The 19697-nt window shown below is 62.2% G+C and carries 22 protein-coding genes and 1 pseudogene; 11 read left to right on the top strand and 12 right to left on the bottom strand.

What is annotated here, in order from left to right:
• Positions 1 to 49: 49 nt before the first annotated feature.
• The 6 genes and pseudogenes from GGD57_RS08560 to dnaN form a co-directional block, all read right to left on the bottom strand.
• Positions 50 to 337, bottom strand: a complete 288-nt coding sequence (locus GGD57_RS08560; RefSeq protein ID WP_085735767.1) for a DUF1330 domain-containing protein — start codon at positions 335 to 337, stop codon at positions 50 to 52.
• 26 nt (positions 338 to 363) lie between these two features.
• Positions 364 to 1071, bottom strand: a complete 708-nt coding sequence (pyrF, locus tag GGD57_RS08555; RefSeq protein WP_184468721.1) for an orotidine-5'-phosphate decarboxylase — start codon at positions 1069 to 1071, stop codon at positions 364 to 366.
• Positions 1072 to 1077: 6 nt separating this feature from the next.
• Positions 1078 to 1659: a histidine phosphatase family protein gene (locus tag GGD57_RS08550; RefSeq protein WP_184468719.1), complete on the bottom strand. Its 582-nt coding sequence runs from the start codon at positions 1657 to 1659 to the stop codon at positions 1078 to 1080.
• Positions 1660 to 2259 carry a phospholipid N-methyltransferase PmtA gene (gene pmtA, locus GGD57_RS08545; RefSeq protein WP_184468717.1) on the bottom strand — a complete coding sequence of 200 codons (600 nt, stop codon included), beginning with the start codon at positions 2257 to 2259 and terminating at the stop codon, positions 1660 to 1662.
• Between the two features lie 214 nt (positions 2260 to 2473).
• Positions 2474 to 2755 (bottom strand): annotated as a pseudogene (locus GGD57_RS29455) (DUF72 domain-containing protein); the annotation flags it as partial.
• A 208-nt stretch (positions 2756 to 2963) separates the two neighbouring features.
• Positions 2964 to 4082 carry a DNA polymerase III subunit beta gene (gene dnaN, locus GGD57_RS08535; protein ID WP_184468716.1) on the bottom strand — a complete coding sequence of 373 codons (1119 nt, stop codon included), beginning with the start codon at positions 4080 to 4082 and terminating at the stop codon, positions 2964 to 2966.
• A 93-nt stretch (positions 4083 to 4175) separates the two neighbouring features.
• Between dnaN and GGD57_RS08530 the strand changes: the two genes are divergently transcribed.
• The 4 genes from GGD57_RS08530 (at position 4176) to GGD57_RS08515 (ending at position 6226) form a co-directional block, all read left to right on the top strand.
• Entirely contained in the window at positions 4176 to 4334 is a 159-nt protein-coding gene (locus tag GGD57_RS08530) for a methyltransferase (RefSeq protein WP_184468714.1), read from the top strand.
• On the top strand, positions 4331 to 5248 hold the full coding sequence (gene rsmI / locus GGD57_RS08525; protein ID WP_184468712.1) for a 16S rRNA (cytidine(1402)-2'-O)-methyltransferase: 918 nt from the start codon (positions 4331 to 4333) through the stop codon (positions 5246 to 5248). Before GGD57_RS08530 ends, rsmI begins: the two co-directional genes overlap by 4 nt.
• On the top strand, positions 5238 to 5606 hold the full coding sequence (locus tag GGD57_RS08520; RefSeq protein WP_184468710.1) for a YraN family protein: 369 nt from the start codon (positions 5238 to 5240) through the stop codon (positions 5604 to 5606). Before rsmI ends, GGD57_RS08520 begins: the two co-directional genes overlap by 11 nt.
• 113 nt (positions 5607 to 5719) lie before the next feature.
• Complete coding sequence (locus GGD57_RS08515) at positions 5720 to 6226, top strand: cupin domain-containing protein (RefSeq protein ID WP_085735774.1); 507 nt, start codon at positions 5720 to 5722, stop codon at positions 6224 to 6226.
• Positions 6227 to 6324: 98 nt separating this feature from the next.
• Here GGD57_RS08515 and GGD57_RS08510 read toward each other — a convergent pair whose 3' ends face one another.
• Positions 6325 to 7335: a LacI family DNA-binding transcriptional regulator gene (locus GGD57_RS08510; RefSeq protein WP_184468708.1), complete on the bottom strand. Its 1011-nt coding sequence runs from the start codon at positions 7333 to 7335 to the stop codon at positions 6325 to 6327.
• 336 nt (positions 7336 to 7671) lie between these two features.
• Between GGD57_RS08510 and GGD57_RS08505 the strand changes: the two genes are divergently transcribed.
• The 5 genes from GGD57_RS08505 to GGD57_RS08485 all read left to right on the top strand — a co-directional run bounded on the left by GGD57_RS08505 (position 7672) and on the right by GGD57_RS08485 (position 14106).
• Positions 7672 to 8655 (top strand): sugar ABC transporter substrate-binding protein, encoded by a 984-nt coding sequence (locus tag GGD57_RS08505; protein ID WP_184468706.1) that lies wholly within the window; start codon positions 7672 to 7674, stop codon positions 8653 to 8655.
• A gap of 144 nt (positions 8656 to 8799) precedes the next feature.
• A complete protein-coding gene (locus GGD57_RS08500; protein ID WP_184468704.1) occupies positions 8800 to 10335 on the top strand; it encodes a sugar ABC transporter ATP-binding protein in 1536 nt (511 codons plus the stop codon).
• On the top strand, positions 10319 to 11353 hold the full coding sequence (locus GGD57_RS08495) for an ABC transporter permease subunit (RefSeq protein ID WP_184468701.1): 1035 nt from the start codon (positions 10319 to 10321) through the stop codon (positions 11351 to 11353). Before GGD57_RS08500 ends, GGD57_RS08495 begins: the two co-directional genes overlap by 17 nt.
• Before the next feature lie 97 nt (positions 11354 to 11450).
• The gene (gshB, locus tag GGD57_RS08490) at positions 11451 to 12398 is read left to right on the top strand and encodes a glutathione synthase (protein WP_184468699.1); all 948 of its coding nucleotides are present in this window, start codon (positions 11451 to 11453) and stop codon (positions 12396 to 12398) included.
• A gap of 175 nt (positions 12399 to 12573) precedes the next feature.
• Positions 12574 to 14106, top strand: coding sequence for a YifB family Mg chelatase-like AAA ATPase (locus GGD57_RS08485; RefSeq protein ID WP_184468697.1), 1533 nt, complete (start codon positions 12574 to 12576; stop codon positions 14104 to 14106).
• Positions 14107 to 14267: 161 nt separating this feature from the next.
• Here GGD57_RS08485 and cysK read toward each other — a convergent pair whose 3' ends face one another.
• Both cysK and GGD57_RS08475 read right to left on the bottom strand, forming a co-directional pair.
• Positions 14268 to 15230, bottom strand: a complete 963-nt coding sequence (cysK, locus tag GGD57_RS08480) for a cysteine synthase A (RefSeq protein ID WP_184468695.1) — start codon at positions 15228 to 15230, stop codon at positions 14268 to 14270.
• A gap of 143 nt (positions 15231 to 15373) precedes the next feature.
• Complete coding sequence (locus GGD57_RS08475; RefSeq protein ID WP_184468693.1) at positions 15374 to 15991, bottom strand: LysE family translocator; 618 nt, start codon at positions 15989 to 15991, stop codon at positions 15374 to 15376.
• A 232-nt stretch (positions 15992 to 16223) separates the two neighbouring features.
• Between GGD57_RS08475 and GGD57_RS08470 the strand changes: the two genes are divergently transcribed.
• The gene (locus tag GGD57_RS08470; protein WP_184468692.1) at positions 16224 to 16742 is read left to right on the top strand and encodes a Dps family protein; all 519 of its coding nucleotides are present in this window, start codon (positions 16224 to 16226) and stop codon (positions 16740 to 16742) included.
• A gap of 58 nt (positions 16743 to 16800) precedes the next feature.
• Here GGD57_RS08470 and GGD57_RS08465 read toward each other — a convergent pair whose 3' ends face one another.
• The gene (locus tag GGD57_RS08465; RefSeq protein WP_184468690.1) at positions 16801 to 17703 is read right to left on the bottom strand and encodes a DMT family transporter; all 903 of its coding nucleotides are present in this window, start codon (positions 17701 to 17703) and stop codon (positions 16801 to 16803) included.
• A 112-nt stretch (positions 17704 to 17815) separates the two neighbouring features.
• Between GGD57_RS08465 and GGD57_RS08460 the strand changes: the two genes are divergently transcribed.
• Positions 17816 to 18280: an Lrp/AsnC family transcriptional regulator gene (locus GGD57_RS08460; protein WP_085735792.1), complete on the top strand. Its 465-nt coding sequence runs from the start codon at positions 17816 to 17818 to the stop codon at positions 18278 to 18280.
• A gap of 83 nt (positions 18281 to 18363) precedes the next feature.
• Here the strand turns inward: GGD57_RS08460 and GGD57_RS08455 are convergent, their stop codons facing one another.
• Positions 18364 to 19101 (bottom strand): hypothetical protein, encoded by a 738-nt coding sequence (locus GGD57_RS08455; protein WP_246713587.1) that lies wholly within the window; start codon positions 19099 to 19101, stop codon positions 18364 to 18366.
• Positions 19102 to 19191: 90 nt separating this feature from the next.
• Positions 19192 to 19662, bottom strand: coding sequence for a dUTP diphosphatase (dut, locus tag GGD57_RS08450; protein ID WP_184468686.1), 471 nt, complete (start codon positions 19660 to 19662; stop codon positions 19192 to 19194).
• Between the last annotated feature and the right edge of the window lie 35 nt (positions 19663 to 19697).

Below are 19697 nucleotides of genomic sequence, written 5' to 3'. Positions count from 1 at the left end.
CGCGACGGGAAGGCCCATCGCGCCGTCAGTTTTTGGCGATGCGAGCAGCTTAGATGCCGTCGACGACGACCATTTCCGCATCCGCCGCTTCCTGGCGGATTTTGGCGGCGATCTGGTATTCCGGCGAATTGTAGCAGTCGACCGCATGCTGCATCGAGGGGAATTCGATCACGACGTTGCGGGCGCGCGCCTTGCCCTCCAGTTCGGTGAAGGCACCGCCGCGCGCGAGGAAATTCGCGCCGTATTTTTCGAAGGCGGGCTTCGCCGCCGCCACGTAATCCTTGTAGCGCTCGGCATCGCGAACGTCGACGCGGGCGATCCAGTATCCCTTGGCCATGATCTTCTCCCTCTTGCTTTATGAATTCAGCGGTTGGCCGGCCAGAGCGCGCCGACCATTTCGTTGAGTACCGCGCGGGCGGCCTCTCTCGGATCGGGTGCTCTGACGATCGGCCGGGCAACGACGAGATGCGTCGCCCCCGCCTTCAGCGCGTCGAAAGGCGTCATCACCCGCTTCTGGTCGCCATGGTCGCTGCCGGTCGGGCGAATGCCGGGGGTGACGATCGCCATGTCGGGCCCGACGATTTCGCGCACCTCGGCCGCTTCCGCCGCCGAACAGACAATACCGCCCATGCCGGCGGCGCGCGCCTGGCCGGCGCGCCTGAGCACCAGGCTGTGCGGGTCCTGGCTGTAGCCGGCATCGGCAAGGTCGGCGGCATCCATCGAGGTCAGCACGGTGACGCCGAGCAGGCAGAGGCCGGAGCCGGCCGCGGCCTCGACCGCCGCCTTCATCGCCTTCGGATAGGCATGCAGCGTCAGCATCGACATGCCCATCTTGGCGATGTTTTCCACGCCTGATGCCACCGTGTTGTCGATGTCGAGCAGCTTCATGTCGAGGAAGATCTTCTTGCCACTGGCAGAGAGATCGCGGGCAAATTCGAGGCCGCCGGCAAAGGCCAGCTGATAGCCGATCTTATAGAAGAGAATGTCGTCGCCGAGCGTCGAAACCAGTTTCTCCGCCTCGCCGACCGTTGGAACATCCAGGCCGACGATCAACCGCTCGCGTGCGTCCATTTCAACTCACCCCCGCCAGTCTTCGATGGGCGTCCAGTCGCATGATAAGCGGCGATCCGCAAGGCCGAAAGCATAGAGATTGCCGCCGCCGCCCGGCTGGTCGCGGTCGCGGCCGATCGGCCTGCCGGCCAGATGACATTTGAGCAGCGTGCCGACGCCGCCATGGCCGACAAAGGCGATCGGTGCCGTCGCATCATGGGCGGAGAGGATGGTCTCGACGGCAGAAACGATGCGGGCCTGCGCATCGGCGGCCCGCTCCCAGCCCCTGAAGCTCTCCTGCGGGTGCGCGAAGAACCAGTTGGCTGCCTCTTCGAACTTGTCCGGCGGCAGGAAGCCGGTGGCGGAGCGATCGTTCTCATGCGTGCCGTGCGCAATCTCGATTTTCACGCCGGCAGCTTCGGCCAGGATTTCCGCTGTTTCGATGGCTTTCGTCTCGTCGCTGGAGATGATGCGGGCCAGCCGTTTTGCCCAATGGCTCGACGCAGCCTTGCGGGCACGCTCGGCGCCGATATCGGAAAGACCCCACTTGGGAACGGGAACCTGCGGGTCGATCTTGACCTGTGGGTGGGTGATATAAAGTCCGAACATTTATCCTCGCCTGTAAACCCAGAGTTGGGCGGGCGGAATATTGCGCACGACGAAGTCAAAATGATGAATGCTGTAGCGATCGGCGTTGGCGGCGATCGGCGAAATCGCGCCGTAGGAAATCTGCACCACCGGCCGTCCGGCCGGCAGGCGGTCGAGCAGGCTTTCGAGCAGCGAGACGCGCATCGCCATCGGGAAGTTCAAGAGCGGAATGCAGGAGATGACGCAATCGAATGTCCGGTCGCCATAGTCGCCGAGCGTGGTCTTGAGATCGAAGGCGTCGCCGTTGATGAAGTGCACGCCGGGATAGGCCCGCAACAGATGCTGGTGGAAATCCGTCGAATATTCGATCGCGACCAGATTGTCCGGCCGCACGCCGCGACCGAGGATGGCCTTGGTGATGGCGCCGGTGCCCGGCCCGAGTTCGAGCACCGGCAGCCCGGAATGGATGTCGATGACGCTTGCCATGCGCTTGGCGGTGATCGAGGAGGTCGGCACGATCGAGCCCACCGTCTTCGGTCCCTGCATCATGCCTCGGAAGAAACGGATTTCCTCATCGAATTTTTTCCCGAGGTGTTCCTTCACCTTGACCCTTAAGCGCATTCTCCACCCATTCCGCATGTTGATCGACTGTCTTAATATGCTGCTTGTCGCTCTGGGGACAAGGATTTTCGCAACAAGGACATCGACATCAACAATTCATGCGGCTTGTCCGTGGCGCCGAGGCATGAGATCGGCAAGCCTTGCGCTCAAGTGATCGGCATCGACAGGGGCGCGCAGCTTCTTGTCGGTATTGTCGAAATAGAGTTAGACGTCATGGCCCGAGCTTGGGGCCGAGCCGGAACAGGCCGGAGGCGAGGAAATTGGCAAGCGCCGTCTCGATATCGCGCAGCCGCAGCATATGGGTGATGAAGCGCGGCCCCTTGACCGCAAAGACGAAATCGTCGGGCGTCTCGTCGCGCCAGCGGCCGAAGCTTTCGGGCCGCTGCAGGCTATAGAAGGTGCCGTTGATCTCGATCGACGGGAAGTGCCGGGCGGCGTAGGAAAGCTCCTGCTTCTGCGGCAGGTCCTCCGGATAGAATTGGCCGCGCCAGGGGGCCTAAAGCGCGTCGCGATCTTTCAGATTCGCTTCTCGTGCTTTAGGTCTTTGTTTTTACGCATGTCGTTATCGCAAAACCGCTGCACACTTTTGCGCGACATGCTCTAGGTCCAGCCGGATATGCCGATGCGCACCGTTCCAGCCGTCTTCATCCGGGGATCCTCCGCTTTCACAGGATGAAAACGGAGGCAGGCAGGCTTCGTTCCCGTCAGACGCGCATCGGCATCAGCACGTAGAGCGCGTCGTCGCCCGCCGTGTCGCGGATCAGCGTCGGCGAGCCGGCATCGGCCAACAGGAAGATCGCTTCCTCGCCGGAAAGCTGCGCGGTGATGTCGAGCAGGTATTTGGCATTGAAGCCGATTTCCATCGCATCCGTATCGTAGCCGACGGCGACTTCTTCCGTGGCGCTGCCGGAATCGGGATTGTTGACGGTCAGCATCAGCTGCCCCTCGGACAGGGCCAGCTTCACGGCGCGGCCGCGCTCGGAGGAAATGGTGGAGACACGGTCGACGGCCTGGGCGAAGCTCGTGCAGTCGACGCGCATTTCCTTGTCGTTGCCGGTCGGGATGACGCGCTGGTAATCCGGGAAGGTGCCGTCGATCAGTTTCGAGGTCATGACGATCGAGCCGATCGTCATGCGGATCTTGGCGTCGGAGACCTCGACCGTCACAATCGCTTCCGGATTGTCGACCAGCTTCTGCAGTTCGCCCACCGTCTTGCGCGGAATGATGATGCCGGGCATGCCTTCGGAGCCCGAGGGCGCATCGACATCGGCGCGCGCCAGCCGGTGGCCGTCGGTGGCGACGGCCCTGAGCTTCAGGTCGCCCTTGCTCTCGATCGTGTGGAAGAAGATGCCGTTGAGATAATAACGTGTCTCTTCCGTCGAGATCGCAAACTGCGTGCGGTCGATCAGCATCTTCAGATCGGTCGCCTTCAGCTTGAACGAATGCGTGAAGGTGCCGGCGGTCAGATCCGGGAAATCGGATTCCGGCAGGCACTGCAGCGAGAATTTCGAGCGGCCGGACTGCACGGTCATCGAGCTGCCGTCGGTGCTGGTGGCGAGCAGCACTTCCGAGCCGTCGGAAAGTTTGCGCACGATGTCGTAGAGAAGATGGGCGGGAACGGTCGTGGCGCCTGCTTGTTCGACGCTTGCCGGCGTCGCCTCGGTGATTTCGAGGTCGAGGTCGGTCGCCTTCATGTCGAGGTTCTGGCCGTCGGCCTTCAGCAATACGTTGGACAGGATCGGGATCGTGTTGCGACGTTCGACCACGCGGTGGACGTGGTTCAGCGATTTCAACAGGTTTGACCGCTCAATAGTAATACGCATGGGATGCTACCGCTTTCGACCGTGACTGTCCGGGCGCGTCGAGCACCCGAGAATGCTTTCCCGACTTTGAGGCCGGGGGAGTGGACGGGCAAAATGGCAGACTTCAGCACCGGTTTGCAAGAGGCATGCAGGGTCAAGCGCCTGCATTTCAGGTTTTCCCGAGCGATGCTCACAGAAATCCGAACCCTTGCCGAAGCGATGCCGCTCGCCCATAAAGGCGCGATGACGCCGCGACGAAAGCAAATGGCATGAATGAGGAAACGACAGCGGAGGCCGCCACCCGGCGAAGTTTCCGCCTGCACAATATGGCGGTGCCGGCGCGGCCGCTGGAGCCGGCGCTCTATCTCGTCGCAACCCCGATCGGCAATCTCGGCGACATCACGCTGCGCGCGTTGGAAACGCTGGCCGGCGCCGATGTGCTGGCCTGCGAGGATACGCGCGTCACCCGCGTGCTGCTCGACCGCTACGGCATCCAGAACCGCCCCTTCTCCTATCACGAACACAATGCCGACGAGGCCGGCCCGCGACTGCTGCAGGCGCTGGAGGCCGGGCGCTCGGTGGCGCTGGTGTCCGATGCCGGCACGCCGCTGGTGTCCGACCCCGGCTATCGGCTGGCGCAGCAGGCGATAGCGGCCGGTTACCGCGTCATCCCCATTCCGGGCGCCTCGGCGCCGCTGGCGGCCCTTGTCGGTTCCGGCCTGCCGAACGATGCCTTTCTTTTCGCCGGCTTCCTGCCGGTCAAGGACAAGGCCCGCCGCGACCGTCTCGGCGAATTTGCCGCAGCCCCGGCGACGCTGATCTTCTTTGAATCGCCGCATCGCATCGGCGCAACGCTTATCGCCGCCGCCGATGTGCTCGGAGGCGGCCGGCCAGCCTCCGTCTGCCGCGAACTGACCAAGACCTACGAGGAGTTCCGCCGCGGCACGCTTGCGGAGCTGGCTGCCCATTACGAGCAAGTGGAAAACGTCAAGGGCGAGATCGTCCTCGTCGTCGGTCCGCCGGAGCCGGTGGAGACCGATGAGGCCGATGTCGAAGCGGTGCTGGCGGACCTCTCGAAGATCATGCCGACGGCCAAGGCCGCGACGGAAGCCGCCCGCCTCACCGGCCTGCCGCGGAAGCTACTCTACCAGCGCCTGCTGGAGTTGAAGGGCGCCGATGGGCGATAAGGGTCTGACCGCTATCCGGCGGAGGGCGCTGCGCCGGGGCCTGATGTCGGAATATATCGCGGCGGTCTTCCTGATGCTGAAAGGGTACCGCATCCTGGCGCTGCGCCACCGCACCCGGCTCGGCGAGATCGACATTATTGCCCGCAAGGGCGATCTCGCCGTCTTCGTCGAGGTCAAGGCACGCCATGGCGAGGCCGCGGCTGTCGACGCCGTCTCTGCCGCCTCGCAGAAACGGATAAGGGCGGCAAGCGATCTCTGGCTTGCCCGGCAAGTGGATCAGGTCCGTCTTTCCCAGCGCTACGATATCGTCGCGGTTACGCCCGGCCGGCTGCCGCGGCATTTTCCGGATGCGTTCTGACCCTCTTTTGACCGATCGCTTTCCGGATCGTTAAACTTTTAGTTCCCGCGTGAACCAGCTCCTTACGCCTCTCTGCTACCCCCTCGATGGGGATAACAATTGGGGATTGTTTCATGGCCTGGAAAATGATGCTTGCAAGTGCGGTCGCCATGGCCGCGCGCACGGTGCCTTATGCCGTGGCGAAGCCGGCCGGGAAATCCTTCGTCGCCCATGCGAGCGACCTGTTGCCGATGAAGCCGTCGCCGATCAATCCGGACTGGATCGTCAGCGGCAACCCGCAGGCTCGCACCGGCGAACATTCGCGCGGTCATGACGAGGCCTCGCTGACGGCGATCTGGGACTGCACGGCGGGCGAATTCCGCTGGCGTTTCGGCTGGGACGAGACCGTGATGATCCTCGAAGGCGAGGTCCATATCACCGCCGAGGATGGCACCGAACGAACGCTCAGCGTCGGCGACGTCGCCTTTTTCGCCGGCGGAACCTGGGCGAGCTGGCGGGTCGACAATTACGTCCGCAAGGTCGCCTTCCTGCGCAAGCCCTTCCCGAAGCCGCTGGCGATCGCCTATCGCCTCCGCAACATGCTGCGCAACAGCGGCGGCAACCAGGGCATCGCTGCCTAAAGCGCGTCGCGATCTTTCAGATTCGCTCTTTGCGCTTTAGCTCTTGTTTTGCGCATGTCGTTGCCGCAAAACCTCTGCACACTTTTGCGCGACATGCTTTAATCGGGCTGGGGCGGGGCGGTCGTTTCGCCTGCTAAAACCTCGCAGGCAAACAGGATCGGATTGTCGAGCTCGGGCGCGGTTTGCTTGTTCAGGAGAACGGCGACCGCCGCTGCGGCCATGTCTTGAATCGGCTGCTTCACCGTCGTCAGGCGCGGCGTCGTCATGCTGGCGAGCGGGATACCGTCGAAGCCGACGATGGAAAGGGCGGCGGGGACCGGAATGCCGAGATCATGGGCTGCCCGCATGCAGCCGATCGCCTGCTGGTCCGAGCTGGCAAAGATCGCCGTCGGCCGCTCGTTGCGGGCGCGGGCCAGAAGATAATTTCCCGCCGAACGGCCGCTCTCATAGTCGAAGGCCGCCTCGGCAATCAGCGGCGGCCCTGCGATTTTCGTGCCGCCGTCGGCCTGTTCCATCGCGTCGAGATAACCTCTGAGGCGGTCATTGGCGGGCACGGAGTGCCCAGGCCCCGAGATGAAGCCGATGCGGCGATGGCCGAGCTTCAGAAGATGTTCGACGCCAAGACGAACGCCGTTGCGGTGATCGGCGGCAATGCCGGAATATCCCGGCATCAGCCGGTCGACGACGACGATCGGCACGCCCTTCGGCAGTTTGATCTTGTGGAAATCATTGCTGGGAACGAGCATGATGCCGTCGACCTTCCGGCTCGTCAGCTGGCTGATGCGGTCAGCCTCCTTGGCCGCATGATCGAAGGATGTCATGACGATGATGTTGTAGCCGTGACTGGCTGCTGCTTGTTCCGCCGATTGGACGAGTTCGGCGAAGAACGGATTGGTCAGATCCGGAATGACGATGCCGATCAGCCGGCTGACCTTGCTGCGCATGCTCCGCGCCGACGGGTCGGGCAGGTAGCCGAGGTCGTTGATGATCCCGGTGACGCGCGCCCGCAATTCCCTGGTCACCGAGGGATGGTCGTTCAAAACCCGCGAAACGGTGCCGGTGGAAACTCCCGCAAGCTTGGCAACGTCCCTAATCCCGACCTTTGACATGACAGAAACAGTGGCCCTTCTTCTTCGCCTTTCGAAAAACGCCCGAGAGCGCCTGATCGAGGCTTCCAGCTAATGGTCTTCAGGTTCCTAGTCAAAGGGCTGTGTGGCGATTTCGACGGCTGAACCTGCATGCAACATTCGATAAGGCACTGCATGGAAACGGTTCATCGTGCATATGTCAATATCTGCCAGACAGGGCGATCCAACATATTGTCCGCCCGTCTTTTCGGCCGCTTGACAATTTTCAGGGGCGTGCTACCCAGATGGTGTTGGAAACGGTTCATTGCCGCGGGCAACTCAGATGGAGCTGAGCCCAGAGCCGTTAGGGAGGAAAAAATGTCCAATTCTAAGCGTGAATCCGTCATGATCAGTGCACCGCGCCGTGCGGCCTTGAAGCTCGGCCTTGCCGGCACCCTGGTGCTGGCGCTGGCGAGCAGCGTCTCGCCCGCCTTTGCGGCCGAAAAGCCGAAGGTCGGCCTGATCATGAAGTCTCTGTCCAATGAGTTCTTCAAGCAGATGAAGGCCGGCGCCGACAAATATGCGGCCGAGAACAAGGACAAGTTCGACTTCAAGGCCGTCGGCATGAAGGACGAGCGTGATTTCGCCGCGCAGGTCGACGCCGTCGAAAACTTCGTCACCCAGAAATACGACATCATCGTCGTGGCGCCCGCCGATTCCAAGGCGATGGCGACCCCGCTGGCAAAGGCTGTGAAGGCCGGCGTCAAGGTGATCAACATCGACGTGCCGCTCGATGCCGACGCCAAGAAGAAGGCCGGGATCGATCTCGCCTTCTTCGGGCCTGACAACAAGGAAGGCGCAAAGCTCGCGGGCGATGCGCTTGCCAAGGATCTCGGCGCCGGCGCCAAGGTCGTCATCCTCGAGGGCAACCCCGAGGCCGACAATGCCAAGGAGCGCAAGGAAGGCTTCATGGATTCCGTCAAGACGGGCAAGCTCGAGCTTCTCGACAGCAAGACCGCCCATTGGGAGACCGAAGAAGCCAATACCGTCATGACGAATTTCCTGACGAAGTATAAGGATATTCAAGGTGTCATGGCCGCCAACGACTCCATGGCCCTCGGCGTCGTCAAGGCTCTCGATGCTGCCGGCCAGGCTGGCAAGATCAAGGTCGTCGGCTTTGACAACATCCCGCCCGTTCAGCCGCTGATCAAGGACGGCAAGATGCTTGCCACCGTCGAGCAGTATGGCGCGCAGATGGCGGTCATGGGCATCGACTATGGCATGCGCGAACTGGCCGGCGAGAAATTCACCGGCTGGGTCAAGACCGACGTCAAGCTGGTCACCGCTGCCGATCTGAAATAGTCGGGATATCAAGCCCCAAAAAGCAAACGTGGCGTCGGCTGCCGGCCGACGCCATCGCCACCAACCGATTGACGCGTTGATCGCTTCGGTTGAGGCTCGTTTCGGGCCTCCCTGATGCGCATTGCGTGGAGGTTTGAAGAGACCATGCATGAGGTCGCCGTGTCAGACAGAGCAGATGACGACATCCTGAGCCTTGAGGGGATCGGCAAACGCTTCCCCGGCGTCGTGGCGCTCAGGGATGTGTCCATTCGGATCGGTCGCGGCAAGGGGCACGTTCTCCTCGGCGAGAACGGCGCCGGAAAGTCGACCCTGATCAATCTGCTCGGCGGCGTCTTCCGGCCGGATGATGGCCATATCCTGTTTGACGGCAAGCCTTATCATCCGTCTTCGCCGCTCGAGGCGTTCAGGGCGGGCATCCGGGTCATTCACCAGGAGCTGCACCCGCTTTCCAACCTGACGGTTGCCGAAAACCTGTTGTTTGAGCACCTGCCCCGCCGATACGGCCTGGTGAACTACAAGGCGATGAACGCCAGAGCCGCGGAGCTGCTGGAAGAGGTCGGCCTCGACGTGGCGCCGACGACACTGGCAAGCCGCCTCAGCGTCGCGCAGCTGCAACTGGTCGAGATCGCCAAGGCGCTTTGCTACGAAAGCAAGCTTCTCGTTCTCGACGAACCGACGGCGACCCTGACCTCCAAGGAGGTCGATCGCCTCTTCGAAATTCTGAAGCGCCTGAAGAGCCGCGGCGTCACCACGCTCTACATCTCGCACCGGCTGGAGGAGATCTTCGAAGTCGGCGACGATGTGACGGTGCTGCGCGACGGCCAGCATGTGATCACCCGGCCGCTGGCCGGACTTGGCATCCCCGAAATCGTCGAGCTGATGGTCGGGCGCAAGCTTTCCGATCACGGCATTTTCAAAGGCGACAGCACCGTATCCGGCGAGGCGCTCGGCGTTTCCGGCCTCAAGGTGACGCGGCATAGCCCGGAACTGTCGTTCTCCGTGGCAAAGGGCGAGATCGTCGGCATTGCCGGCCTGGTCGGCAGCGGCCGTACCGAGGCGGTTCGCGCCCTGTTCGGCGCCGACGTCAAGGCGGCTGGCGAGATCCGCCTGAACGGCGAGCCGGTCGAGATCAATGCGCCCAAGGATGCCGTTGCGGCCGGGCTGTGCCTGGCGACCGAAGACCGCAAGATGCAGGGCCTGATGCTCGATATGAGCTGCGCCGAAAACGCCACCATCACCGCTCTCGACAAGATCTCCCGCAACGGCTTGATCCTCGGCAAGGCCGAGGATGAGCACGCGCAGCGCCTGGTGCGCGAACTCCGGATCAAGACCCCGTCCATCCATCAGGCCGTCCGTACTTTTTCCGGCGGTAACCAGCAGAAGGTCGTCATCGCCAAATGGCTGTTCCGCGGCCCCAAAGTGCTGATTTTCGACGAGCCGACCCGCGGGATCGATGTCGGCGCCAAGGCCGAGATCTATGAGCTTCTGTGGAAGTTCGCCGCCGAAGGCAAAGGTGTTCTCGTCGTCTCTTCGGATCTGCCGGAGCTGATGGGCATCTGCCATCGCATCATCGTCTTCTCCGACGGCAAGATATCAGGTGAAATCGCCCGGGAACAATTTGACGAAAGCAGGATCCTTTCGCTCGCCTACAAGGAGTACAGCCGTGTCCGCCAACATTGAAAAACAGACTGAGGCGCAAACTGGGGCGAAAGAGGTAAGCGTCTGGGACAAGCTTCTCCGGATCTCGATGAAGGAGGCCGGCGTTGCCATCGCCCTCGTCCTGATCCTGGCATTTTTCTCGGCGACGGCGCCCTATTTCGCCACGCCGGAGAACTTCCTGAAGATCTTCGTGCAGATCGCCATCAACACCGTGCTGGCCGCTGGTATGACCTTCGTCATCCTCATCGGCGGCATCGACCTTTCCGTCGGCTCGCTGCTGGCCCTTTGCACGGTGATCGGTGCGACGATCATGATCAATCCGGCGTTTTCGCCATGGCAGGCGATCATTCTTGCCTGCCTGGCCTCGATGGGCACCGGTGCCGTGCTCGGCGCCGTCAACGGCTGGATCTGCGAGAAGTGGAAGCTGCCGTCCTTCATCGTCACCCTCGGCATGCTGAATGTCGCGAGCGGCCTCGCCCGCGTCGTCAGCGACAATTCGACGATTACAGGCCTGCCTCAGCCTTTCGTCGATTTCGGCAACCTGATCTTCTGGGGCATCTTTCCGTCGATCTTCCTGATTGCGATCGTCGTCGTGCTGATCGGCTGGTTCGTGCTGCGCTACACCGTCTTCGGCCGCTTCGTCTTCGCGATCGGCACCAATGAAGAGGCGGTGCGCCTGTCCGGGCATCAGCCGAAACGATACAAGATCGCGGTCTTCACCATCTCCGGGCTGACTGCCGGCATCGCCGCCATGGTCTATCTGCTCCGTCTCAATGTCGGCAGCCCGGTTGCCGGCATTGGCTACGAGCTGAATGCCATCGCCGCGGTCATCATCGGCGGCACCAGCCTTTCGGGCGGCAAGGGCTCGATCATCGGCACGCTGGTTGGTGCCTGCATTCTGCAGGTCCTGTCGACCGGATTGCAGCTCTTAGGCGCCGACGACAATATCAAGCCGATCGTCATTGGCGCCGTCATCGTGCTCGCCGTCATTCTCGACAGCTATCGCGGCCGGCTGATGCGGATCCTCGAAACCCGGTGATCGCCAGCACCAAAAGGCCTTGACCGAAGCCCTTGATCGGCATTGCGTTTGATGCCGGGCCGACCTACATCTGTCCGGCATTCAGCGAGGGACGGAAATGGCCAAGATCACCAATGTAGCGGTCCAGATGGACCATGTCGCCGGCATCAATATCGCAGGCGATTCCACCTTCGCCATGAGCCTGGAAGCCCAGACGCGCGGCTACAGGCTGTTCCACTATACGCCCGAGCGCCTGAGCTTCCGCGACGGCAAGCTCTTTGCCAGCGTCGAGCCGATGCTGCTGCGCGACGTCAAGGGCGATCACTTCGAGCTCGGCGCGCCCGAGCGCGTCGATCTCTCGACCATGGATGTGGTGCTGCTGCGCCAGGATCCGCCCTTCGATATGGCCTATATCACCTCGACGCATCTGCTCGAGCGCATCCATCCGAAGACGCTCGTCGTCAACGACCCGGCCTGGGTGCGCAATTCGCCGGAAAAAATCTTCGTCACCGAATTTGCCGACCTGATGCCGAAGACGCTGATCACCAAGGACCCGGCCGAAATCCGCCGCTTCCGCGACGAGATGGGCGATATCATCCTGAAACCGCTCTACGGCAATGGCGGCGCCGGCGTCTTCCATTCGACCCGCGACGACCGCAACCTTTCCTCGCTGCTCGAAATGTTCGGCCAGCTCTTCCGCGAGCCCTTCATTGCCCAGCAATATCTGCCTGACGTGCGCAAGGGCGACAAACGCATCATCCTGGTCGACGGCGAATTTGCCGGTGCCATCAACCGCGTGCCGGCCGAGCACGACAGCCGCTCCAACATGCATGTCGGCGGCCGCGCAGAGGCGACCGAGCTGACGGCGCGCGAGCAGGAAATCTGCGCCCGCATCGGCCCGGCATTGAGGGAACGCGGCTTCCTGCTCGTCGGCATCGATGTGATCGGCGATTACATGACCGAGATCAACGTCACCTCGCCGACGGGCATCCGCGAAGTGAAGAAGTTCGGCGGCGCCGATATCGCAAGCCTGCTCTGGGATGCGATCGAGCGCAAGCGCGGCTGATCCTGCCGCGTGACCCCACGCGCCTGCTGCGGCCGGGTACAACCCCGGTCACAGCCCATACCTGACTGTGTTCCTTGATTGTTCTTGTTTTATTCCCGCTTTCATGCCAGATTGCAACCGCTGGCCCTGACGGGTTGCAGGGGCTATAAGAGTTTGCGGGCAGGGGGATGGGTTTATGGTCGCGCGTGTCAGTACGGTGGCATTCCAGGGCATCGAAGGCGTGCCGGTCGAGGTCCAGGTCATGGTCGCTCCCGGCAAGATCGGCATGCAGATCGTCGGCCTGCCCGATAAGGCGGTGGCCGAAAGCCGCGAGCGTGTGCAGGCCGCCCTTCACGCTTCCGGCCTGACGCTGCCGGCCAAGCGTGTGACCGTCAATCTGGCGCCGGCCGACCTGCCGAAAGAGGGCTCGCATTTTGATCTACCCATCGCGCTCGCGCTGATGGCCGCCCTCGGCGCCATTCCCGCCGATGCGCTGTCGGATTTCGTCGTCGTCGGCGAGCTCAATCTCGACGGCACGATCGCCGCCATTTCAGGCGCGCTGCCGGCCGCGATCGGCGCCAATGCGCTCGGCAAGGGGCTGATCTGTCCGGCCGAAAGCGGCGCCGAAGCTGCCTGGGCCGGCGCCGACGTCGATATTCTCGCACCCCGCAGCCTGATTGCCCTTGCCAATCATTTCCGCGGCACACAGGTCCTGTCCCGGCCGGAAGCATCGATCCGCGCCAATGCCGCCAACCTGCCGGATCTTGCCGAAATCAAGGGCCAGGAAAGCGCCAAGCGGGCGCTCGAAGTGGCGGCCGCCGGCGGCCACAATCTGTTGATGGTCGGCCCGCCCGGCTCCGGCAAGTCGATGCTGGCGTCGCGGCTGCCGTCGATCCTGCCGCCGCTCTCGGCCGCCGAACTCCTTGAGGTTTCGATGGTCCATTCGATCGCCGGCCAGTTGACCGGCGGCAAGCTCTCCGACCGCCGTCCCTTCCGCACCCCGCACCATTCCGCCACCATGGCCGCCCTTGTCGGCGGCGGCATTCGCGCCCGTCCGGGCGAGGCCTCGCTCGCCCATCACGGCGTGCTCTTCCTCGACGAGTTTCCCGAGTTCACGCCGCAGGCGCTCGATGCGCTGCGCCAGCCGCTTGAAGGCGGTGAATGCGTCATTGCGCGCGCCAATCACCGCGTCTCCTATCCGGCGAAATTCCAGCTGATCGCGGCGATGAACCCCTGCCGCTGCGGCATGGCGGGTGAACCCGGCCACACCTGCGCCCGCGGCCCGCGCTGCATGAGCGATTACCAGGCCCGCATCTCCGGCCCGCTGATGGATCGCATCGATATCCGCATCGACGTTCCCGCCGTCTCCGCCGCCGATCTCATCCGGCCGATGGCGGCTGAGACCAGCGCCGACGTCGCCCGCCGCGTCGCCCGCGCCCGCGAGATCCAGCAGCAACGCTTCGAGGCCGCCGGCGCCAAGGGCATCGGCACCAACGCCCGCTGCTCCACATCGATGATCGAAAAACTCGCCGAACCCGACGCCGGCGGCCTCCAACTCTTGCGCGACGCCGCCGAAAAAATGAAATTCTCCGCCCGCGGCTACCACCGCGTCCTCAAGGTCGCCCGCACGCTCGCCGATCTCGACGGCAAGCCGACGGTTGGGCGGATGCATCTGGCTGAGGCGATTTCCTATAGGATCGCTGGGGAGAGGTTGACGGCGGCGGCGTGAGGATAGCAGCGAATAGGAAGTAGCGAATAGCGAATAGTTAAGTGCCTTGCCCGTTACCAAGCAGGCCTCCATCCTATTCGCTATTCGCTATTCGCTATTCGCTATTCGCTATTCGCTATTCGCTATTCGCTATTCGCTATTCGCTATTCGCTATTCACTATTCAGCCCCCCAGCCCCTCAAACAGCACCGTCGACAAATACCGCTCCGCAAAGGACGGAATGATAATGACGATGTTCTTGCCCGCATTCTCCGGCCGGCTGCCGACTTTGATGGCCGCCGTCAGCGCCGCACCGGAGGAGATGCCGACCGGCACACCTTCGAGCCGGGCGATGAGGCGTGCCTGTTCGAAGGCCTCGTCGTTGGTGACGGTGACGACCTCGTCGTAGATGCCGGTATCGAGGATTTTGGGCGCGAAGCCGGCGCCGATGCCCTGGATCTTGTGCGGGCCGGGGTTGCCGCCCGACAGGATCGGCGAGTCGGCCGGTTCGACGGCGATGATCTGGATTTCGGGCTTGCGGCTCTTCAGCACCTGGCCGACGCCGGTGATCGTGCCGCCGGTGCCGATGCCGGAGACGACGATATCGACGGTGCCGTCGGTATCGTTCCAGATCTCTTCGGCCGTCGTCTTGCGGTGGATTTCGGGATTGGCCGGGTTTTCGAACTGCTGCGGAATGACGGCGTCGGGAAGCGAGGCTGCCAGCTCCTCCGCCTTGGCGATGGCGCCCTTCATGCCCTTCGGTCCCTCGGTCAGCACCAGTTCGGCGCCGAGCAGCGCCAGCATCTTGCGGCGCTCCACCGACATGGTTTCCGGCATGGTGAGGATCAGCCGGTAGCCCTTGGCGGCGGCGGCAAAGGCGAGCGCGATGCCTGTATTGCCCGAAGTCGGCTCGATCAGCACCGTCTTGCCTGCGGTGATCTTGCCCTCGGCTTCGAGGCTTTCGATCATCGCCACGCCGATACGGTCCTTGACCGAGGCGATCGGGTTGAAGAATTCGAGCTTGCCGATCAGGTTTGCCACCACGCCCTTTTCCCGCGCCAGCTTGTCGAAGCGCACGAGCGGCGTGTTGCCGATGGTTTCGGTGATCGAGGAATAGATGCGGCCGCGGCCGGGCTTGTGCGACATGGGTGCTCTCCCTTTGAAATCCTGCTCCTGAAATCGAGGGGAGAATAGGATCAAAGGCTTGAAGAGGCCAGCCCGCCTCATCCCGAGGGAGCGGGCCGCGGAGAAAAAAACCTTTGGAAACCGGCTCTTGCCGAATATTTATTTCAGGCGGCCCGCGTGGCGATGAAGGCTGCGGTGCCGGCAAGGATGCCGGAGGCAACCCGGTTCAGCACCTGCAGGGCGCGCGGCTTTTTCAGCATCGTGCGGGCCCGCGAGGCAAGCAGCATATAGGGCACGAGCACGACGATCAGCACGACGAAGGTGACAGCAAGCAGCAGCGCGTAATCGCGCAGCCCGATATTGCCGATATCGAGCAGCGTCGGCGCCAAGGCGACATAGAACAGCATCGTCTTCGGATTGCCGAGCGTCACAAGCAGGCCGGAGAGGAAGGACAGGCCGATATTGCTTGATTTTTTCGCCGCGATATCCTGCGGCAGCAATCCCGCCGTCCAGAGTTTCCAGGCGATATAGCCGAGGTAGAGCGCGCCGGCGATCTTGATGACGAAGAACACCTCGGTGAAGGTCTGCGCCACGAAGGCAAGGCCGAGAATGACCGCGGTGAGATAGGTCATGTCGCCGAGCACCAGGCCGAGACCCATGAAGAAGGTCTCGCGGAAATTCGAGCCGAGCGCACGGGCGACGATCGCGGTGATCCCGGGTCCGGGAATGGCGGCTGCGATGAACAGCGCTCCGGCATAGGCGATCAGGGCGGTCAGGCTCATCTGTCATATCCACTGGATTGAGTGATCTCTCTATAGGCGCGCGTTGCGGTCTCATCAATGCATCGGCGCTGATCTGTCCATCAGCTTAAGGAATAGGTCGGCTGACCTATCATCCACTTGGAAAGCGATCCGGCCTTGCTAGTTTTCTCTCTGCACACGCGCCCTCGGCGTCCTCTACGCCTCTTGAAGACGCGCGGCGCTGTCGAGATTTTCATCGCCAAGGAGAAAATGCATGTCCCCTAGCTCAGCCGAAACCCGCAGGCTTTCGCCCCTCAAGACGCCGTCCAGCCTGTCGACCAATGCCGTCACCGATATTTCGGCGGCGCTGACCGCGCTGCTTGCCGATGTCTTTACCCTTTATCTGAAGACGAAGAACTTCCACTGGCATATGTCCGGCCCGCATTTCCGCGACTACCATCTGCTGCTCGACGAACAGGCGGAGCAGATCTTCGCCATGACCGACGACGTTGCCGAGCGCGCCCGCAAGATCGGCGGCGTGACCTTGCGCTCGATCGGCCAGATCGCCCGCCAGCAGCGCATTGCCGACAATGATGCCGATTTCGTCACGCCCGAGGACATGCTCTCGGAACTGCGCGAGGACAACGCCCAGCTGGTTTCGCTGCTGCGCGAGGTGCACGATCTCTGCGACGAGCACAATGATGTCGCGACCGCCAGCCTGATCGAGAACTGGATCGACGAAGCCGAGCGACGCACCTGGTTCCTGTTCGAAACGACGCGCCGGCAGAAATAGGGCGCTAGCCGGGCATGCCGCCTGCGGCATGCCGGGCTGGCGCCTGCGGCATGCCCCCTCAGCTCTCCAGCGCCCTCGGACGCAGCCACCGCGGCGTCCAGCCGAGGTTCATGCCGGCGGCGGCAACGAGGATGATGGCCGCACCTGATATCTGCATCGGCTGCAGCGCATGGCCAAAGGCCAGCCGGTCGACCAGGATCGCCGCGATCGGATAGAGGAAGGAGAGGGCGCCGGTGAGATGCGTCGGCAGCCTTTGGATCGCCCCGTAAAGCAGCACATACATCAGCCCGGTATGGACGACGCCGATGCTGACGAGGATCGCCCATGTCCCCGCATCCTGAGGCGGATGGGAGAAATCGGTCATCGGCGCCAGCATCAGCATGCCGGTCGCAACCTGAATGAGGGCGATCAGGTGCGGCGGCGTGCCCTTCAGCCATTTCGCGGCAAGGGCTGCGAGCGCGTAGAAGAAGGCCGCCCCCAGCGCCATCAGGATGCCGAGACCGTAACCGTCGGATGTAGCGCCGCTCCCGCCGGGTTTCGCCTGGACGATCGCCATCATGCCCGCGAAGGCGAGCGCCAGCCAGAACAGCTTGGTGGCGGTGATCTTCTCGCCGAGAAACAGCGCGCCGAGAAACAACAGCATGAACGGCTGGGTGTTGTAGACAGTCGTGGCGATCGAGATCGTCGCATGCGAATAGGAGGCAAACAGCAGCAGCCAGTTCAACACGATGGCGACGCCGCCGAAAACGGCGATGCCGAAGGCGCGCAGCGTGATGATGCCGGGCCGCAGCAGCCCGAGGGCGCCGCAGATAACCAGCAAAGTCAGCGCGCCGAACAGGCAGCGCCAGAAGACGACGCCGCTGACCGGCTGGCCCGACATGACCACGAACCAGCCGATCGTCCCCGAGATCAGCATCGCTGCCGTCATTTCCGCCGTACCTCTTTTGATATCACCACCCATGATAGCCTCCTTTATGATGACCGTAAGGATATTGCGGCGGAAGACGAATTTATATAATAATAGAATGGGCGATAATCGATATCGCCTAATAATATGAGGGAAATCTGGCGTCGTGGCTAATGAAGTGCAATCGCTCGATGAAATCGACCAGGCCATTCTGGAGGCGCTGGCCGGCAATGCGCGGATTTCGCTGAAGGAATTGGCGCAGCAGGTCGGCCTTTCCTCGCCGAGTGCCGCCGAGCGTCTGCGCCGGCTGGAGGAGCGAGGCGTCGTCAAGGCCTTCACCATCGATCTCGACCCCGCCGCCGTCGGTTATCCCCTCCAGGCGATCGTGCGCGTGCGGCCGTTGCCGGGCCAACTGCACATGGTCGAGCGCATCATCCAGGACATCCCCGAAATCGTCGAATGCGACAAGGTGACCGGCGAGGATTGTTTCATCGCCCGTCTGGTGGTGCGTTCGATGGCGGAGCTCGACGGCCTCCTCGACAAGGTCGCCGAACGGGCGGAGACCAACACCGCGATGATCAAGGCCTCGCCGGTCAAGCGCCGCCTGCCGCCGCTGTCCCGCCGGAAATAGACGGCCGGCCGGGCGGCCCTTAAGTTGCCATCAATGAAAACTGAAAGAGAGAAGGTTTCATGGTGGAGTCGCCTAAGCGCTCCCTATTTGCCGCCGTCCAGAACATCCCGCAGGCACTCTTCGAACGAATCTTTTTTATCGGCGAGAGATCGGCACTCATGAATGGCATATGCTGCCGCCATTTCGGCGTTGATCCTGAAGCCTGGGATTCTCCCGGGACTGAAGGTTGCAGCCTCTCGGCCAAAAGCATCCGTAACGCCGACCGATTGTAGCAGAACTCCATAAAGGCAGCCCACCGGATTGATGTCGCGGTCTACGAGCACATTGATAACCGGGTTTCCTGTTCGGCTCTCGTGATAGCATGTCGACGTGTCCGGCTTGCTTCGGAGCGTGTCTATATCGTGAACTGCTATTTGGCCCAATTTTGCCAATTTCAGTGCATCATGAGCGATGAATACGTCGAGTGTCTGAGTATTTGACCGCTGGTTTTGACCATTGAAAGGCACATATGGCACCGCAGGCGAGTAATCTATGGATCGACTGGCATCGAAATTGATACTGATCTCCGCGTAAGCGCTGATCGCAGAAAAGACGCGCAAAAGCTCAATCTGAAATAATTGAATATCGCTCCTCTCCATACCCTTCACATCGAGGACGACGTTCATTTCGATTGTTTTGTCGATATCGAGAATTGGCGCTGTCGATTTCGCCATGGCAAAAGCCACGATCTCTTCCACAGACAAAGATGAGCGAATTGACTGAAGCTTTGTTGAATCGGTCGCAAGCACCGGCGTCGCAATCAGCGCTGCCGCTAAACCCATAACCGCGCCGCATGGCGCTCTCTTGAATAGCATAGCGCCCCCACAAACGCTGCATATCAACCGTTCGGTTGCTTCATTCGAACCGATCAATCAAACGCCGGTGGAACCGAAGCCGCCTGCGCCGCGTGTCGTTTCGCTGACCTCGGTGATCTCCGCCACCCGCGCCTGGGTTACCGGCGCGATTACCATCTGGGCAATGCGCATGCCGCGTTCGATGATGAAGGCTTCTTCGCCGAGATTGGCGAGCAGCACCTTCACTTCGCCGCGATAGTCGCTGTCGATGGTGCCTGGCGAATTCAGGCAGGTAATGCCGTGTTTGAAGGCAAGGCCGGAGCGCGGCCGCACCTGTCCTTCGAAGCCTTCGGGGATTTCGAAGATGAAGCCGGTCGGCACCAGCGCCCGTTTGCCGGGCAGCAGCGTCAAGGGTGCTGCCGCGTCGACGGCGGCGCGCAGGTCCATGCCGGCCGCGCCTTTGCTCTCATAGGCGGGCAGGTCGATGCCTTCGCCGTTCGCCAGGCGGATGAGGTTCAGCGTCGGTCTGATATCGTGATGAATGGTCATGGCCCATTACTTTGCCCGTGTGCGGGCAAGGTCAA

It is taken from the genome of Rhizobium esperanzae, assembly GCF_014197615.1.
Lineage (GTDB): Bacteria > Pseudomonadota > Alphaproteobacteria > Rhizobiales > Rhizobiaceae > Rhizobium > Rhizobium esperanzae_A.
Note: the sequence above shows the minus strand (reverse complement) of the source record. Positions and strands in the feature narration are given on the sequence as shown.

What these genes read in the sequence shown, in the direction of transcription:
- GGD57_RS08530 (WP_184468714.1), top strand. Translation starts at nt 4,176, where the DNA reads ATGGCAGACTTCAGCACCGGTTTGCAAGAGGCATGCAGGGTCAAGCGC.
- dut (WP_184468686.1), bottom strand. Translation starts at nt 19,662, where the DNA reads ATGACCATTCATCACGATATCAGACCGACGCTGAACCTCATCCGCCTG.
- dnaN (WP_184468716.1), bottom strand. Translation starts at nt 4,082, where the DNA reads ATGCGTATTACTATTGAGCGGTCAAACCTGTTGAAATCGCTGAACCAC.
- pmtA (WP_184468717.1), bottom strand. Translation starts at nt 2,259, where the DNA reads ATGCGCTTAAGGGTCAAGGTGAAGGAACACCTCGGGAAAAAATTCGAT.
- GGD57_RS08560 (WP_085735767.1), bottom strand. Translation starts at nt 337, where the DNA reads ATGGCCAAGGGATACTGGATCGCCCGCGTCGACGTTCGCGATGCCGAG.
- rsmI (WP_184468712.1), top strand. Translation starts at nt 4,331, where the DNA reads ATGAATGAGGAAACGACAGCGGAGGCCGCCACCCGGCGAAGTTTCCGC.
- GGD57_RS08470 (WP_184468692.1), top strand. Translation starts at nt 16,224, where the DNA reads ATGTCCCCTAGCTCAGCCGAAACCCGCAGGCTTTCGCCCCTCAAGACG.
- GGD57_RS08505 (WP_184468706.1), top strand. Translation starts at nt 7,672, where the DNA reads ATGTCCAATTCTAAGCGTGAATCCGTCATGATCAGTGCACCGCGCCGT.
- GGD57_RS08510 (WP_184468708.1), bottom strand. Translation starts at nt 7,335, where the DNA reads ATGTCAAAGGTCGGGATTAGGGACGTTGCCAAGCTTGCGGGAGTTTCC.
- GGD57_RS08475 (WP_184468693.1), bottom strand. Translation starts at nt 15,991, where the DNA reads ATGAGCCTGACCGCCCTGATCGCCTATGCCGGAGCGCTGTTCATCGCA.
- GGD57_RS08465 (WP_184468690.1), bottom strand. Translation starts at nt 17,703, where the DNA reads ATGGGTGGTGATATCAAAAGAGGTACGGCGGAAATGACGGCAGCGATG.
- GGD57_RS08515 (WP_085735774.1), top strand. Translation starts at nt 5,720, where the DNA reads ATGGCCTGGAAAATGATGCTTGCAAGTGCGGTCGCCATGGCCGCGCGC.
- GGD57_RS08500 (WP_184468704.1), top strand. Translation starts at nt 8,800, where the DNA reads ATGCATGAGGTCGCCGTGTCAGACAGAGCAGATGACGACATCCTGAGC.
- GGD57_RS08520 (WP_184468710.1), top strand. Translation starts at nt 5,238, where the DNA reads ATGGGCGATAAGGGTCTGACCGCTATCCGGCGGAGGGCGCTGCGCCGG.
- GGD57_RS08485 (WP_184468697.1), top strand. Translation starts at nt 12,574, where the DNA reads ATGGTCGCGCGTGTCAGTACGGTGGCATTCCAGGGCATCGAAGGCGTG.
- cysK (WP_184468695.1), bottom strand. Translation starts at nt 15,230, where the DNA reads ATGTCGCACAAGCCCGGCCGCGGCCGCATCTATTCCTCGATCACCGAA.
- GGD57_RS08455 (WP_246713587.1), bottom strand. Translation starts at nt 19,101, where the DNA reads ATGGGTTTAGCGGCAGCGCTGATTGCGACGCCGGTGCTTGCGACCGAT.
- pyrF (WP_184468721.1), bottom strand. Translation starts at nt 1,071, where the DNA reads ATGGACGCACGCGAGCGGTTGATCGTCGGCCTGGATGTTCCAACGGTC.
- gshB (WP_184468699.1), top strand. Translation starts at nt 11,451, where the DNA reads ATGGCCAAGATCACCAATGTAGCGGTCCAGATGGACCATGTCGCCGGC.
- GGD57_RS08550 (WP_184468719.1), bottom strand. Translation starts at nt 1,659, where the DNA reads ATGTTCGGACTTTATATCACCCACCCACAGGTCAAGATCGACCCGCAG.